Annotated in this window: 12 protein-coding genes and 1 pseudogene; 3 read left to right on the top strand and 10 right to left on the bottom strand. The window is 74.8% G+C overall.

The features are described 5' to 3' along the window. Positions 1 to 61 precede the first annotated feature (61 nt). The 5 genes from F1615_RS01940 to F1615_RS01920 form a co-directional block, all read right to left on the bottom strand. Positions 62 to 889: a class II glutamine amidotransferase gene (locus F1615_RS01940; RefSeq protein WP_149547231.1), complete on the bottom strand. Its 828-nt coding sequence runs from the start codon at positions 887 to 889 to the stop codon at positions 62 to 64. A gap of 646 nt (positions 890 to 1,535) precedes the next feature. Then, positions 1,536 to 1,718 (bottom strand): hypothetical protein, encoded by a 183-nt coding sequence (locus tag F1615_RS01935; protein WP_149547068.1) that lies wholly within the window; start codon positions 1,716 to 1,718, stop codon positions 1,536 to 1,538. 173 nt (positions 1,719 to 1,891) lie between these two features. After that, positions 1,892 to 2,332 carry a DUF7144 family membrane protein gene (locus F1615_RS01930; protein ID WP_149547067.1) on the bottom strand — a complete coding sequence of 147 codons (441 nt, stop codon included), beginning with the start codon at positions 2,330 to 2,332 and terminating at the stop codon, positions 1,892 to 1,894. A gap of 29 nt (positions 2,333 to 2,361) precedes the next feature. Continuing rightward, positions 2,362 to 2,832, bottom strand: coding sequence for an SHOCT domain-containing protein (locus tag F1615_RS01925; RefSeq protein ID WP_149547066.1), 471 nt, complete (start codon positions 2,830 to 2,832; stop codon positions 2,362 to 2,364). A gap of 115 nt (positions 2,833 to 2,947) precedes the next feature. Then, positions 2,948 to 3,607: an HdeD family acid-resistance protein gene (locus F1615_RS01920; RefSeq protein ID WP_149547065.1), complete on the bottom strand. Its 660-nt coding sequence runs from the start codon at positions 3,605 to 3,607 to the stop codon at positions 2,948 to 2,950. A gap of 172 nt (positions 3,608 to 3,779) precedes the next feature. Here F1615_RS01920 and F1615_RS01915 point away from each other — a divergent pair, with 172 nt between their 5' ends. Further along, positions 3,780 to 5,183 (top strand): DUF2252 domain-containing protein, encoded by a 1,404-nt coding sequence (locus F1615_RS01915; RefSeq protein WP_149547064.1) that lies wholly within the window; start codon positions 3,780 to 3,782, stop codon positions 5,181 to 5,183. 15 nt (positions 5,184 to 5,198) lie between these two features. Here the strand turns inward: F1615_RS01915 and F1615_RS01910 are convergent, their stop codons facing one another. From F1615_RS01910 to F1615_RS01895, 4 genes and pseudogenes are all read right to left on the bottom strand, one after another. Beyond that, positions 5,199 to 5,396, bottom strand: a complete 198-nt coding sequence (locus F1615_RS01910) for a hypothetical protein (protein ID WP_149547063.1) — start codon at positions 5,394 to 5,396, stop codon at positions 5,199 to 5,201. 129 nt (positions 5,397 to 5,525) lie between these two features. Next, entirely contained in the window at positions 5,526 to 5,957 is a 432-nt protein-coding gene (locus F1615_RS01905; protein WP_244328621.1) for a hypothetical protein, read from the bottom strand. A 56-nt stretch (positions 5,958 to 6,013) separates the two neighbouring features. Next, positions 6,014 to 6,595, bottom strand: a pseudogene (locus F1615_RS01900) (MFS transporter); the annotation flags it as partial. Between the two features lie 88 nt (positions 6,596 to 6,683). Continuing rightward, positions 6,684 to 9,341 carry a LuxR C-terminal-related transcriptional regulator gene (locus F1615_RS01895; protein WP_149547061.1) on the bottom strand — a complete coding sequence of 886 codons (2,658 nt, stop codon included), beginning with the start codon at positions 9,339 to 9,341 and terminating at the stop codon, positions 6,684 to 6,686. Positions 9,342 to 9,440: 99 nt separating this feature from the next. On the opposite strand from F1615_RS01895, the gene mmuM reads away from it, so the two are divergent. Next, complete coding sequence (gene mmuM, locus F1615_RS01890; protein WP_149547060.1) at positions 9,441 to 10,355, top strand: homocysteine S-methyltransferase; 915 nt, start codon at positions 9,441 to 9,443, stop codon at positions 10,353 to 10,355. A 59-nt stretch (positions 10,356 to 10,414) separates the two neighbouring features. Here mmuM and F1615_RS01885 read toward each other — a convergent pair whose 3' ends face one another. Further along, complete coding sequence (locus F1615_RS01885; protein WP_149547059.1) at positions 10,415 to 12,907, bottom strand: SpoIIE family protein phosphatase; 2,493 nt, start codon at positions 12,905 to 12,907, stop codon at positions 10,415 to 10,417. 355 nt (positions 12,908 to 13,262) lie between these two features. Between F1615_RS01885 and F1615_RS01880 the strand changes: the two genes are divergently transcribed. Continuing rightward, a complete protein-coding gene (locus F1615_RS01880) occupies positions 13,263 to 15,698 on the top strand; it encodes a SpoIIE family protein phosphatase (protein ID WP_149547058.1) in 2,436 nt (811 codons plus the stop codon). Positions 15,699 to 15,750 lie beyond the last annotated feature (52 nt).

Here is a 15,750-nt window from a genome sequence, read left to right as displayed (position 1 = left end):
AAGGTAAGGGTGTACCGTGAGGAGGTCAACGGGTCCGGCGAGGCCGGACAGAAACCGCCTTCTACGCGGGCGCGAACGCGTGCATCCGGTCCCCTTCGGGCTGCACCACGCCGTAGGTGCCCTCGGGGACGGCGTTCCAGGCACCGGGCAGATCGCCCAGGGGCTCGGAGACGATGAGCCGGGCGTCGTCGGCGATCTCGCGCAGGAACGCCACGTCCGGGTGGAGGGACCGCAGCGTGTCCACGCGCGTGCTGTAGAACAGCGAGCGCGACTCCTTCCGGGTGGAGTAGCGGAACGCCCACAGGCGCACGCCGTCGGTCACCGCGACGGACATCTGCAGCGGGAACTCCACACCGTGCTCGTGGCCGACGCGTTCCACCAGGCCGGCCATCCGGGCCACGGCACCGGGCGGGTCCTGCTCCAGGCCGAGGGTCAGCGCCAGGTAGAACATCATCTCCGAGTCCGTGGACCCCTCCATGTACGGGAACAACTCCGGCGCGACGGACAGGGCGAGGTCGCGGCGGAGCAGGTGGAAGCCGGCGATCGCCCCGTTGTGCATCCACATCCAGCGGCCGTACCGGAACGGGTGGCAGTTGGTCTGCTGCACCGCCGTGCCGGTCGAGGCCCGGATGTGGGCGAAGAAGAGGGGGGAGACGACGTGCTCGGCGATCTCCCGCAGATTGCGGTCGCTCCAGGCAGGACCGGTGTCCCGCACGACGGCCGGAGTGTCCTTGTCCGGCACGTACCAGCCGACGCCGAACCCGTCACCGTTGGTGGTCTCGACGCCCATCTTGGCGTGCAGGCTCTGGTCGATGAGTGAGTGGACCGGTTTGTAGAGGATGCTGTCCAGCAGGATCGGCGTGCCCGAATAGGCGAGCCAACGGCACATCTCCACCGCCTTCCCGGCCCCCACGGGGGCCGTCGTCCCGTCGTTCCCCCTCACGGACCGGGCGTCGCCGCCCGCGGTCCCGGCGCCGGCCCGGTCACCCGCGGCCACCCGGGGGCACCGCTGCCCCACCACGTACCCCATCGGCCGCGCGGGACGCGGACCCGCGGCGCCCGCGGGGCGATCCGGCACACCACCGGCACCGGCAACAGCACGTGCTCCCCGGCAGCCCCCTGGCGGTCCGGATGCGCCCCCGTCCACACCGGCGGGGACGGCCGGTACGTCCGCCTCCACGACCACCTCCTCGGCGGTGAAGCCGCAGCAGACCGGCCGCGTGCGGCCCCCGCGCCGGACCGGCGGCCCGTACCGGGCTCGCCACCCGCACCCCCAGCACGCCGAGCCGGCCGGAGTCCAGCCGCTCCCGGCGCCCGGGCCGGGCCGCGTCGGCCGCCCGCGCGTAAGGGTTGTTGCTGACCAGTAGGGCCCGCAGCCCCTCCACGCGCGTCCCGCCCGCCCGCATCCGCAGCCGGTGCCCCGACGGGCCGGACAGCAGCCCGGGCAGGGTCTGCAGCGTGGTCCCGGGCGCCCGCCGCGCGCGCCCGGTCCGCCGGGTGGAGGCGGCCGGCCTTGCCGCCGCCCGAGCGCGGGTTCAGCAGTGCCCGGGGACGGTCCGGCGGCGGGTGCTGTCCGGCTCGGTGAGCTCCGGCGCAACCGCCGCCCGCGCCGCGCCCACCGCCGGCGCCCACAGCGCCAGGCAGAGGGCGGCAGGCCCCAGCAGCCCGCCCGCGGCGTACGGCGCGGGCACCGTCAGCAGGGCCGCCGCGCGCAGCACCGTGCCCAGGACGCGGACGGTCCCGGAGCGGGAGAGCGCCCACCACGGTCAGAGCACACCGCGCGGGCCGGCGGCCGCGAGCGGGACCAGCGCACCGGCCGCCAGGGCCAGGAGCGCCGGTCCCGCCCACGCCACGTCCCTCCGGGCGACGGTCCGCGCCACGGCGTCGCCGCTCAGCGTTCGGAGCGGGAACCCGGACGCGCCACGCACAGCGCCCAGACGATGAACCCGGAGAAGGCGATCATCACCACGGACCAGACCGGGTAGTACGGCAGGGACAGGAAGTTGGCGATGATGAGGAGCCCGGCGATCACCACGCCCGCGACACGGGCCCACAGCGCTCCCCGGACCAGACCGAGGCTGACGAGCACCGCGAGGGCGCCGAGCACGAGGTGGGTCCAGCCCCAGGCGGTGAGGTCGAACTCGAAGACGTAGTCCTGCGTCGCGACGAAGACGTCGTCCTCGGCGATGCCCATGACGCCCCGGAGGATGTCGAGCACTCCCACGATCATGAGCGAGACGGCGGCGAAGACCGTCAGGCCCTCGGCCCACTGCCGCTTCGCCGACGGCGCGTGCGTGCCGGTCGTGCCCCGCGCTCCGTGTGTTGTTGCCATGGCCGGTTCCTCGATTCGGTGTCGTGCGGTCAGCGCCCCGCGGACGAGGTGAACGGGCCCGGGTGTTCCGCCGGGCCGTGGCCGCTCAGGACCAGCTCCTTCGCCCTGCGGAACTCGTCGTCCGAGATGTCTCCGCGTGCCTTGATCTCGGACAGCCGGGCGAGCTCGTCGACACTGCTGGACCGTCCGCCGGCGCCTCCGGCGGCCTCACGGACGTAAGCGTCGAACGCCTCCTGCTGTGCGCGCGCCTGCGCCATCTCCCGGCGCCCCATGTTCTTGCCGCGGGCGATCACGTAGACGAAGACACCCAGGAAGGGCAGGACGATCGTGAACACCAGCCAGCCGGTCTTGGCCCATCCGCTCAGGGCGTCGTCGCGGATGATGTCGACGACGACCCGGAAGAGCAGGACCAGCCACACGATCCACAGGAAGAGCATCAGCATGGTCCAGAAGGCGCTCAGCAGGGGATAGTCGTACGCGAGGTCCATGGCGCCGCTCATCTCCGTCCTCCGTCCCGGGCTTGCGCCCGACATGTCATCCCCCTGGTGTCAGCGTCCGTCCGCCTGTCCCCCGCCGCCTCACCCGGGACGGGTGAAGCCGTGCGCCGGTGGTGTCTCACGCCGTGCCCGCGGGGCCCGGGGACCCGATGCCGGACCTGCGCAGTGCGGAGCGCCAGGCCAGGGCGACGGCCGCCTCGACCAGCCCGAGGAGGACGAGCCACAGGCCGAGGAGCCGGGTCAGCGCCCGGGCCGACTCGGCGGGCAGGGCCAGGACGACGATGCCCGCGACGACGGCGAGCAGCGCCGCCCCGAGCACGACGGCGCGGTGCGGCAGGTCCCGCGAGGCGAGCGCCGTGAAGAGGGTGAGCATCCCCGACACCAGCCAGACGACCCCGGTGATCAGGGAGAGGGCGGCGATGGTCTGCAGCGGGTTGCGCAGGCAGAGCACCCCGGCGAGGACGTACAGCACCGCCAGCAGGAGCCCGGGCAGCCGCTCGCCCTGCTCCTCCCGGCCGAACACCCCGACGAACCGGAACACCCCGGTCACCAGCAGGTACAGGCCGATGAGCACGGCGAGGACGTGCAGCGTGGTGTCGGGCCACACCAGCAGGATGACGCCCGGCACGAGGGTGGCGACCGCGGAGGCCAGCATCCACGTCCACGAGCGTCCCAGTGCCGCCAGGACGTCGGCGGGACCGCCCGGTGAACCGGGGACGGCACCGCCGGACACGTACCCGTGTCCGGCCCCCGGCGCCGGACCACCTGTCACGGCCATGGCTCCACCTCCCGCGTAGTACGGGGCGCGCCCGGCGCGGCGCGAGCGCAGGACCAGCCTTCCGCCCGGCTCCCGTCGCCGGGTCACCCACGGCGGGTGATCCGGTCGTGGCGCGGGCGCGGTGGACTGGGCGGCGAGCAGGTGTCGTCCGGGGTGCAGGCGGGAGACAGCGATGGCCGTACCGGGTCCCTTCAGCGGTTTCCTGTCGCCCGCCGAGCGGGCCGCGCACGGCAGAGGCGCGCGCGGCCGCGCCCCGCGCGCCTCCCACGGCTCGTTCGAGGAGCCCCGGGACCGGCCCGACCCCGTCGGCGTGATCGAACGGCAGTCCGCGACCCGTCTTCCCGAGCTGGTGCCGATCCGCTACGGTCGCATGCTCGAGTCCCCCTTCCGGTTCTACCGGGGCGCGGCGGCCGTCATGGCCGCGGACCTCGGGCCGGCTCCGAACACCGGGCTGACCGTGCAGCTCTGCGGTGACGCCCATCTGCTCAACTTCCGCCTGCTGGCCTCCCCCGAGCGCCGTCTCGTCTTCGACGTCAACGACTTCGACGAGACTCTCGCCGGTCCCTTCGAGTGGGACGTCAAGCGGCTGGCGGCGAGCTTCGCCATCGCCGGGCGGGCGAACGGCTTCGCCCTCGACGAGCAGGACGACGCGGTGCGCGCCTGTGTGGCCGCGTACCGCCGTCGCATGCGGGAGTTCGCCGGGATGCGCACCCTCGACATCTGGTACGCGCAGGACGACGCCGACCGGCTGCGCGAGCTCATGGCCTCGTCGCTGGACGACGAGGCCCGGCGCCGCACCACCGAGGCGACCCGGCGCGCCCGGACCCGCACGCATCTCCAGGCGTTCGCGAAGCTCACCCGGGTCACGCCGGAAGGACGGCGCATCGCCGGGGACCCGCCGTTGATCACGCCGCTGCGCGACCTGCTGGACGTCCCCTCCACCGAGGAGAAGGCCCTGCGCGAGGTCCTGGACGGCTACGCGCGCTCGCTGTCGTCGGAGCGCCGGCACCTGCTGGGCCGCTACCACCTGGTCGACGTGGCACGGAAGGTGGTCGGCGTCGGCAGTGTCGGCACGCGCTGCTGGATCGTGCTCCTGCTCGGCAGGGACGACGACGATCCCCTGCTGCTGCAGGCCAAGGAGGCGCAGGAGTCGGTGCTCGCCCCGCACACGGACGGCGAACCCTTCGACAACCAGGGCCGGCGCGTGGTGGCCGGGCAGCGGCTGATCCAGACGACCAGCGACATCCTGCTGGGCTGGACGCACGCCGTGGGTCTCGACGGGCGCCCCCGTGACTTCTACGTGCGTCAGCTGCGCGACTGGAAGGGCATCGCCCGCCCGGAGACCATGGATCCGGGCCTGCTGCGGCTGTTCGCGCGGCTGTGCGGGGCGAGTCTGGCGCGGGCGCACGCCCGCTCGGGCGATCCCGTCGCCATCGCCGCCTACCTGGGGCGCGGCGACCGCTTCGACCGGGCGCTCACCGGGTTCGCGCAGGACTACGCCGACCGCAACGAGCGTGACTTCGAGGCGCTGGCCGCCGCCGTCCGGTCGGGCAGGGTGCACGCCCGGAGCGCGTGACCCGCCCGGCAGGGCTCACTCCGGTACCTGACGCATCTCCAGGATCCGCAGGCCGAGGGACTGGCAGCGGGCCAGCAGCCCGTACAGGTGCGCCTCGTCGACGACATGCCCGAACAGCAGGGTCTGCCCCGACATGGTCACGTGGTCGAGTTCCGGGAACACCTTGATCAGCGGTTCCGAGAGATGCCCGTCCACACGGATTTCGTAGCGCATGAGCCGCTCCCCGGGTGGCCTGGAACAGGCGGGCCGCGCCCGTACCCCGCAATCGTCCGTCCCAGGGCGGCGGCCCGGCTCACCCCGTACAGGTGAGAGGTCCCTCGGCCCCGCCGCGATCCATTCCCCTCAGCGCTTCAGCCAGAGCTTGCACGACAGGATCACCAGTCCCAGGACGAGGTTCACCGCGGCCGACAGGACCAGCAGACGCCGGGTCGCGCCGGCCTGGCGGGCCGCCGCGACCGACCAGCCCACCTGCCCCGTCACGGCGACGGACAGCGCGAGCCACTGGCCGCCCTGCACACCGAGGCCGAGCACGGGGCCGACGCCCACGGCGACCGCCGGCGGCACGGCGGCCTTGACGATCGTCCACTCCTCCCGGCACACCCGCAGGACGACGGCACGGTCGGGGCCGTGCTGCGCCAGCCGCGCCCCGAACAGCTGCGCGTGCACGTGCGCGATCCAGAACACCCCGCCGGTGAGCAACAGCAGCAGCATCAACTCCAGGCGCGGGAACGAGCCGAGGGTGCCGGCCCCGACGATCACCGAGGCCGCGAGCATGGACCCGTACACGCCGCCCGTGTAGTCCGCGTGCGCCCCGTGCCCGGCGCCGGCCGTCACGGCACCCTCCGGCCGGCCCCGTCCCGCCCGCCGGACCGAGGACGCCCGGGCGCCGGGCCCGGAAGGCGGGGTGTGACCAGGAAGCCGGCGAGAGTGACGCCACCGGTTGGCAGGATCGCCGCTTCGAGTCCGTCGAGCCGCGCCGACGCGTAGGAGTCCGTCACGGCCTCCACCTCCTCGGGCGGCAGTCCGGCGCTGGTGGCCGCCGCGCGCACCTGTTCGGTCGGCACGAAGGTGACTACGGCATCCAGGGCGATGCCGACCTGCTGCCGGGCCTCCTGCGACAGCCGGGCGTCGTCCTCCACGTACGAGGTGAAGGCCTGCGCCAGGGAGCCCACGAGCAGCGATCCCATCAGCGCGGTGCCCGGCGCCGAGCCCGGGTTCTGCGCGGTGTACTGGAGTCCGCCCGCCTCGCTGCGCTCGTCCTCCCCCGCGCTGGACTGGACGACGTTGCCGAGCTGCGAGGCGAACAGCCCCATGCCGACGCCGAGCAGGGCCATCGCTCCCGCGAACTGGGCGTCGTCGACGACCGGGTCGATGGTGGCCGGCAGCCACACGACGGCCGCCGCCACGGTGACCGTCATGACCGACGTGTCGAGGACCATCAGGAACTGTGCGGTTCCCAGGACGGTCGGCGTGCGCCAGTGCCTCACGGTGTCCCTCCGGTCATAGCAGGTCCAGTTCACGGGCGCGGCGCACCGCCTCGTTGCGGCGGTTGACCGTCAGTTTCCGGTAGACGCTCTTGAGGTGGGTCTTCACCGTGTTCACCGACACGTACAGGTCGGCGGCGATCTCCTCCGTGGACATCGTCAGGGCCAGGCGCCGCAGGACGTCGCGCTCGCGTCCGCTCAGCTCCTCGACGACCGGGGGCGGCGGCTCGTGCCGGGACGGACCGGAGCGGGGTGCGGGCCGGCCGGTCGTCGGCCGGTGCGGTGACGCCGACCGCAGATAGGGCCGGATCCACGGCCCGGCCTCGGCGAAGGGCCGCCGCAGCCGCTCCCGGCGTGCCTCCGCCAGCGCCCGCCCCACGAGTCCGCGCGCCGTCTCGCCGTCTCCCGCCTCGTCCGCGGCCTGCGCCCGCACCAGCGCGGCCCGGACGGTCACCGCGGGGCCGGCCCGCCCCTCCGGGTCCACACGGTCGAGCAGACATACGGCCGCCGCGGTCCGGCCGGCGGCGAGCTGGACCCGCGCGGCCTCCACGGCGCACGCCACCTGCCCGTCGGGCACCCGCGCCAGCAGCCCGGCCGCCGTCCGCGCCCGGCCCTCGGCGAGATGCGCGGCGGCCGCGACGAGCGCCGTCCCACACCGTACCCAGGGCGAGGCGACGTCGGCGGGCACCTCCGGTTCCACCGCCCTCAGCGCGGCGCCGGGATCACCGCGCGCCAGGTGCAGGCGCGCGGTCGTCAGCGCGCGGCAGGCCTCCAGGACGGGGTCGCGGAGCGCGGGATGCGCATCGGCCGACGTGTCGAGCAGGGCCTGGGCCTGCCCCAGCTCGTCACGGTCCACGGCGACGGCGGCCAGGACGAGCCGTTCCACTCCGGAGCCGGAGGACCGGGGCAGCCCGAACCGCTCGGTCTCCGCGAGGGCCTCACGTGCCCTGCGTTCGGCCCTGCCGGGCCAGCCGTTCAGCTGGTCGATCAGGGCGAGGCGGCCCAGCGAGTCCTCGCGCGGGAGTGCGGTGGCCGCTCCCGGGACGGAGTCCGCCACCCTGTTCAGGGCGGCCCGTGCCTCCTCGAAGTGCCCGGCCCACAGCCTGGCGGAGCCCAGATGGTCCAGCAGCAGCGCGGTGACCTCCGGATGCCGGTCCAGCAGCTCGGGGACCGCGTCCCACAACCCCTCGGCCGCGCGCGCCGCGTCCTCCACCCGGTCCGGCGCACCGGCCAGCCGGGCGGCCAGGGCCTCCAGCAGGGCGCAGCTCAACCGGGCCGCCGCCTCGTCCGCCGTGCCGTCGTATCCCGCCAGTTCGTGCCGTGCCCGGCGCAGATGGGCCAGACCTCCGTCGACGTCGCGCCGGGCCAGCAGGCCGGCCGCCCGCACCAGCTCCGGGGCGGGCCCCGCGCTGTCCTGCCCCATCGCCGCGAACAGCTCGGCCATCGCCTCGGAGCGCGGCCCCGTGAAGAACTGACCGACGGCGAGATCGTCGATCAGGGCACCGGCGGTGAACTCCCAGTCGTCGGCGGCGGCCCCGTGCGCGAGCGCCTCACCGAGGGCCCCTGACCGCCGCAGCCACGCGGCGGCCCGGCGGTGCAGTCCGGGTTCGGCTCCGGGCCGGCGCATCCGCAGGTGGGCGCGGAGTATCTCCGCGAACAGGGGGTGCAGGCGGTACAGGCCGTGCCCGAGGTGCTCGACGAAGGCGTTCTCCCGGCTCAGCCGGGCCAGGACGGCCTCGGCGTCGTCGCGTCCCGTGACCGCGTTCGCGAGACCGGGACCGAACCGGTCGAGCACGCTCACCCGCAGCAGCAGCTCCTGGGTCCCGGCGTCCTGCCGCTTGAGCACCTCCGCCAGCAGGAAGTCGGCGACCGTGCTGCGGTCGGCCTCGAACTCCTTCAGGTAGACCTCGGGATCCGGGCTCTGTCCGGCCGCCAGGGCGCACAGCCGCAGCCCGGCGGCCCACCCTCCGGTGCGCTCCACGAGGGCGCTCACCGCGGCCGGGGGCAGTCGCAGTCCGTGCAGTTCCAGCAGCTGGGCCGCCTCATGAGAGGTGAAGGCCAGCTCCGCGCCCCTGATCTCCGTCAGCTCGCCCGCGGCCCGGTAGCGGTGCAGGGGCAGCAGCGGCTCGGTGCGGGTGACGAGGACCAGGCGCAGCCCCGTCCCGGCGTGGCGCAGGACGAAGTCCAGTTGCCCGGCGGTCTCCGGGGCGGTGACGCGGTCGAACTCGTCGAGCACCACGACCACCGGCCGCTCCCGGCCGCTGAGCTCCGCGGCGAGCCGGACCGGCAGGGCCGGGCCCACCCGGGTCGCGTCCGCCGGGACACCGATGCCGGCGGGCAGGGCTACGCCGGCAGTCCGCAGGGCCCGCAGCAGGTACGCCCAGAACACCCCGGGCCCGTCCCCGGCCGCGTCGGCGGTGAGCCAGGCCACCGGCAGCCGGACGCGACGTGCCGCCCAGTCCGCGACCAGCAGGGTCTTCCCCGCCCCCGCCGCGCCGTTGACCATGGTCAGCGGGGTGCGCAGGGCCTGGTCGAGATGCCTGGTCAGCCGCTCCCGCCGCAGATACGTCACCGGGCGCGCGGGGACGGCGAACCGGGTGCGCAGAAACGGGTCGCCGCGTGGATCGGCGTGGTCCTCCGCCGCGGCGGAGTCGTCCTCTTCGAGCCCGGTCATGGCACTCACCGCCCCTGTTCGGCCGTGCCCCCTCCCCAGCATCCCAGCAGTGGGGCGGGAGGGCGCGCTGTGACGGGGGACTCCGCTAGCGTCGCCGGTATGAGCACCGCTCCCCCACTCGCCGAGGCACTCGCGGACGGCACGGTCGTCCTCGACGGCGGCCTGTCCAACCAGCTCGCGTCGGCCGGCCACGACCTGAGCGACGAGCTGTGGTCGGCCCGGCTGCTCGCCGAGGACCCCGAGGCGGTGACCGGGGCGCACCTGGCGTACTTCGAGGCGGGCGCGGACGTGGCGATCACGGCCAGCTACCAGGCGACGTACGAGGGCTTCGCCCGGCGCGGGACCGGCCGGGAGGAGGCGTCCGCACTTTTCGCGCTGAGCGTCGGGTGTGCCCGGGAGGCGGCCCGGCGGGCCCGGGCGTCCCGCCCCCTGTGGGTGGCGGCCTCGGTCGGACCGTACGGGGCGATGCTCGCGGACGGCTCCGAGTACCGGGGCCGGTACGGGTTGTCGGTCACGGAGCTGGAACGCTTCCACCGTCCCCGCATGGAGGTCCTGGCCGCCGCCGCGCCGGACGTGCTGGCCCTGGAGACGATCCCCGACACGGACGAGGCGGAGGCCCTGCTGCGTGCCCTGCGCGGCCTCGGTGCACCGGCCTGGCTGTCCTACTCGGCGGCCGGCGGCCGGACCCGCGCGGGACAGCCCCTGGAGGACGCCTTCGCGCTCGCCGCGCGGGCGGACGAGGTGATCGCGGTCGGCGTGAACTGCTGCACCCCCGAGGACGCCGACCACGCCGTCGCCCTCGCCGCCCGCGTCACCGGCAAACCGGTCGTGGTCTATCCCAACAGCGGGGAGACGTGGGACGCGGGGGCGCGGGCCTGGAAAGGCCGGTCGACGTTCACCACGGGGCGGGTGGCGGGCTGGCGGGAGTCGGGGGCCCGGCTGATCGGCGGGTGCTGCCGGGTGGGGCCGGGGACGGTCTCGTCGGTCGCCGAGGTGCTGCGGGAGCGGCCGTAGCGGCCTCGCCCCACGCACCGGCCGCCCCCTCCCGCCGTACGAGCCCGCCTGTCGCCCGGTCAGCGGTCGGTGTCCGGCCCGTTCGGGCCGGGCACGCCGAGCAGGAGCAGCGTCACGTCGTCGTCGTGGTCGGCCGGGGCCGTGATGAGGGTACTGATCAGCCGGTCCGCCGCCCGGTCGAGAATCTTCGGGTCGGCGCGGGCGCCCTTCAGCGTGACGCCGACGGTGTGGGTGAGGACGTCGATCCGCGCCTCGATGTCGGTGCCGGGCTGTTCGACCAGCCCGTCGGTGTAGAGGACGAGGACGCTGCCCGGCGGCAGCGGCCGGGTCGCCTCCTCGAACGGCACCCCGCCGCCGCCCGGCTCGTTGACCCCCAGGGGCACGCCGACCGGTGTCCGCAGCCGGCCGGGAGCCCCGCCGGGAGGCAGGACGATGACGGGCAGGTGCCCCGCCGAGCAGACGGTGACCTCGCACGTGTCCTGGTCCAGGATCAGGTAGAGACAGGTGACGAGCTGGTCGGCCAGGTCGCCGACGAACGCGTCCAGCGAGGTCATCAGCCGGCTGGGCGTCGCGCCCGTGCGGGCCAGCGCGTGGGAGGCGGCGCGCAGCTGCCCCATGACGGCCGCCGCCTCCAGTCCCCGGCCCATCACGTCGCCGATGATGACGCCGGTGCGGCGGCCGCCGAGGGGGATGATGTCGAACCAGTCGCCGCCGACCCCCGGGTCCTGGACGGAGGCCAGGTACCGGTGCGCGCTGGGCAGATACGCGAGGGTGGGCGGCTCTCCCATGAGGCTGTGCTGCAGGGTGTAGGCGATGTGCCGGTGCTGCTCGTACCGTTCGGCGCGCTCGGCCTCCGCCCGCCTGCGCTCGGTGATGTCGCGTACGAACAGCACGACGAGGGTCTCCCGCTCGGCCTGGAGACTGCTGACGCTGACCTCGACGGGGAACGGCGAGCCGTCACCGTGCAGACCGTACAGATTCTCGTCCACGACCGTCGGCTGCGGGTCGCGCAGCCGCAGGTAGGCGTCGAGGAGGGCGCCCTGCCGCCGGCGTCGCGCGACGGGCGCCAGGTCGACGACCCGGGTGCCGACGAGGTCGCCCGGCGATCTCCCGAACACGTGTTCCACCTGTGTGTTGGCCATGACGACGGTGCCACTGCCGTCCGTGATGAGGGTGGCGTCGGGTGCGGATTCCAGCAGCGCGCGGAACCGCCGCTGCGCCCGCTCCACCTCGCGCTGGGCGGCGACGCGTTCGGTGATGTCGGTGACCACGCCGCACACGGCGTAGGGGGCACCGGACGCGTCCTTGAGCGGGAACAGGGTGGTCAGGAACTCCCGCGGACCGCCGGGCAGGGTGAGCGACTCCTCCCGCTGCACGGGCCTGCCCCCGGCCAGCATCGCGAGGTCGGCGTCCCTCGCGTGACGGCCGAGGCCGGCCGGCATGACGTCCAGGTCGCGGCGGCCCAGCAGCCGGTCGCGGGCCAGCCCCAGGCTCTCCTCGAACCTCGTGTTGACCGCCAGGTAGCGGCCCTCCAGGTCCTTGATGAACACCACCGCGGGCGTGTGGTCCATGAAGGCCTGCAGCAGTTCGTTCTGGCGCACCTGCCACGCGAGACGGGCATGGGCCACCTCGATGCGGCGACCCATGGCCAGCGCCGCGAAGATCACCACGGTGAGGGCGGCCACGTTGCCCCACACCAGCAGCGCGGTCCCCAGCCGCGGCCCGAACAGCCCCGCGTCCTCGCCCGCCAGGACGCCCCAGCCCAGCAGGGGCGGCACGACCAATGCGGTGACGAGCAGGCGGCGCCCCAGCGCGCCCGTCGTGCCCGCGTTCATGAGGAGCCCGGTCAGCCCCTCGTCCGGCCGGGCCAGGAAGACGGCCGCGCCCAGGAGGACCAGGGCCGGCGCGGTGTGCAGGGCCATGCCCGTGTAGGCGCCGAACCGCTCCAGCTCGGGCACCGCGTACGCGGCCCCGTACAGCCGCAGCATGCCGATGGCCCCGACCGCCAGCCCCATCACCTGACTGACCCACGCGGGAAGCCGGCGTGTACTCGCGCACGCGGACGCCGCACCCGCGAGCGTCAAGGCGACGGCCGTGTTCGGCCCCATCCGCCCGGGCACCCCCGTCTCGACGTCGGCCGTGTCGTCCTCGAAGAGGACCTCGTCGATGCCGAGGCCGGCCCCGGTGACGTACTCCGCGAGCGTGAGCGCCCCGATCACCAGCGCCGGCACCGCCGCCACACGGGCCGCCGCGGTCGTCCACGGGCGGAGCGGGCCGCGTGCGACGAGGAACAGCGAGACTCCCAGCGTCGCGACAGCCACGGAGGTGTTCGCCTTCATGGACACCGCGACACCGGGCAGCACGCTCTTCAGCACGTCGGTGTCGAGGATCCACCCGGTCAGGCCCACCAGGCCCACCAGAGCGGCCAGCAGCGCCGTGATCGCGGCCGCCGCGCGGGCGGCGGCCAGAGCGGGAGGGTGGAACGGCAGGCCGTCGGCGCGCTCCGCTCCCTGTACGCCGGGCAGCCCGGACGCGTCCTGCTGTCTCGTCACCGCGTTCTCATCCCTGACGGATGGCACACCCGCCGCATCAATCGGCTCACACCATGCTAAAGAACGCGGAAGGTATGGGCATGTGCCCGGCATGGCACGCGGGGCAGGGGACGCGGGAGCGCTGTGACCAGGGCGGGCGCCGGGCGAGGAGGGTGGCCGGCCGTCGGCCGTCGCCGTTCCGCTCCGCGCATGACGCGCGGGCACGGGTGAAGAACGGTAGAAGTGGAGGGAGGGGGCGAGACGCCGGGCGTCGGGACACGGCGGGACGGGACCGCAGCGGTGGGGCGGTCCGCGGCACCACCGGTGCCCCGGCCCCGGGCGCTGGTGGCCCCGAGGGCAGAACGGCGATGATCACATGCGCGACGCCATCCCGCTCGGCGGCGATGCCGGCGACCTCCCGGACCGGGCGGCCCCGGCCACGGCCGTCATCGACGCCCGGGGCGTCGTGGCGGGGTGGAGCCCGGGTGCCGAGCGCATGTTCGGCTATCCGCCGCAAGCGGCCATCGGGCGCCCCGTGGACCGTCTGCTCGGTGCGGACACCGGCAGGGACACCGGGGCGGGGGTCCTCTCGGCCCTCGACGGGCGGAACGGAACGACGGCCCTGCTCCGGCACCGGGACGGCCGACGGGTGGAGGTACGGCTGCGGGCCTACCCGTGGGTCGACGGCGAGGGCCGCGCCCAGCGGCTCGTCGTGGCCACGCCACCTCTTCCGCCGCAGGGTGCGGACCGGACGACGGAGGAGGCGGCGTTCGCACAGTGCCGTCTTCCGGTCATGGTGTTCGACTCCGCGCTGCGGGCCGTACGGGCGAGCGCCGGCGCCCAGCACGAGCTCGGCCTGAGCGAGGAGCGGATGGCGGGCATGCGGGTCACGGACGTCCTGCCTCCCCACATCTGCCGGGAGGTGGAGGACAGCATGCGCCGCGTGCTCGTCACGGGCGAGACCGAGCAGTTCCGCGAGCGGGGCAGGGCCCGGCCCACCGCGCCTGAGGGGGTCTGGTCCATCACCGTGTCCCCGCTCCTGGACCCCGACGGACAGGTACGGCAACTGGAGCTGTCCGCCCTCGACGTCACCGAGCAGTACCTCGCCCGGGAGCGGCTCAACCTGCTGAACGACGTGAGCACACGGATCGGCACCACCCTGGACGTGATGCGGACGGCGCAGGAGATGGCCGACCTGGTGGTGGGCCGGCTGGCGGACTTCGTCACCGTCGACCTGCTGGACTCCCTGTTCCGGGGGATCGAGCCGCGCCCCTCCCCCACCGGCGCCGTCACACTGCGCCGGGCGGCGCAGCAGTCCGTGCTGCCCGGGGTGCCCGAGGCGCTGGCCCGGCCCGGTGACCTGGACGACTACCCCCCGTCCACGCCTCCCGCCCGCTGCATGGCCACCGGCGAGGCGTCGCTGCACCGCACCGTCGACCCGGCCATCAGGGCCTGGCAGCAGGCCGACCCGGCCCGCTCGGGAGTGGTGCGGGCCTTCGGGGTCCATTCGGTCATGGTCATCCCGCTGCGGGCCCGCGCCGTCACCCTCGGTGTGGCCCTCCTCGTCCGGCACCGCCGCGAGGAGCCCTTCACGGAGGACGACCTGGTGCTGGCCGAGGAGATCGGCGCCCGGGCCGCCGTGGCCGTGGACAACGCCCGCCGCTACACCCTCGAACGCGAGACCGCGCTGGCCCTGCAGCGGAGCCTGCTGCCCCGGCGGATCGCCGCCCAGGAAGCGGTCGAGGTGGCGCACCGCTACCTTCCGGCCCGCACGCGGGCGGGGCTGGGCGGCGACTGGTACGACGTCATCCCGCTGTCCGGCGCCCGGGTCGCGCTGGTCGTGGGGGACGTGGTGGGCCACGGCCTGCGGGCCTCGGCCACCATGGGACGCCTGCGGACCGCCGTCCGCACGCTGGCCGACGTCGACCTGCCCCCCGACGAACTCCTGACGCAGCTCGACGACCTGGTCACCCACGTGGCGTCCGAGGAGGAGACACCGGCGCCCCCCAGGCCCGACCTGGAGGTGCCCACCGACCTCATCGCCACGTGCCTGTACGTCGTCTACGACCCGGTGTCGCGCCGCTGCACGGCCGCCACCGCCGGCCATCCGCCGCCCGCGGTCGTCACGCCCGCCGGCACGGTGGACTTCGTCGGCATCCGTCCCGGTCCGCCGCTGGGCCTGGGCGGTCTGCCCTTCGAGACCTTCGCCTGGGACATGCCACCGGGCGGCCTCCTCGCGCTGTACACGGACGGGCTCGTCCAGGGCGCGAGGCACGACCTGGGCAGCGGCCTCGCCCGGCTGCGCCGGTACCTGGAGCAGCCCGCCGAATCCCTCGAGGCCACCTGCGACGACTTGTTCCGCACGCTGCTGCCGACGCAGCCCCAGGACGACGTCGCCCTGCTCCTCGCCCGCACGCGGGCCTTCGACGCGGGCCACGTCGCCACGTGGGACCTGCCGTCCGACCCAGCCGCGGTGAGCGACGCCCGCGCGGGGGTGGCGGCCCGGCTGTCCGCGTGGGGCCTGGAGGACGTGGCGTTCACCGCCGAACTCGTGGTGAGCGAACTCGTCACCAACGCCATCCGCTACGGGCAACCGCCCGTCCAGCTACGGCTGATCCGCGGAGCGGCGCTCATCTGCGAGGTGTACGACAGCAGCGGTACCGCCCCGCACCTGCGGCGGGCCCGCACGCTCGACGAGGGCGGCCGGGGCCTGCTGCTGGTCGCCCAGTTCGCCCGGCGGTGGGGTACGCGCCACCGCGCCGAGGGGAAGACCATCTGGGCGGAGGTCGAACTGCCGGCCGGCGCCGCGTGACGGCACGGCGGCCGCACCCGAGCGCGCCGGACGGTCGCGTCGATCGCTGGGA

Source organism: Streptomyces marokkonensis (assembly GCF_008312835.1).
In the GTDB taxonomy this organism is placed as follows: Bacteria; Actinomycetota; Actinomycetes; order Streptomycetales; family Streptomycetaceae; genus Streptomyces; species Streptomyces marokkonensis_A.
The sequence above is the reverse complement of the archived record's forward strand: the minus strand, read 5'-3'. Positions and strand labels throughout refer to the sequence as shown.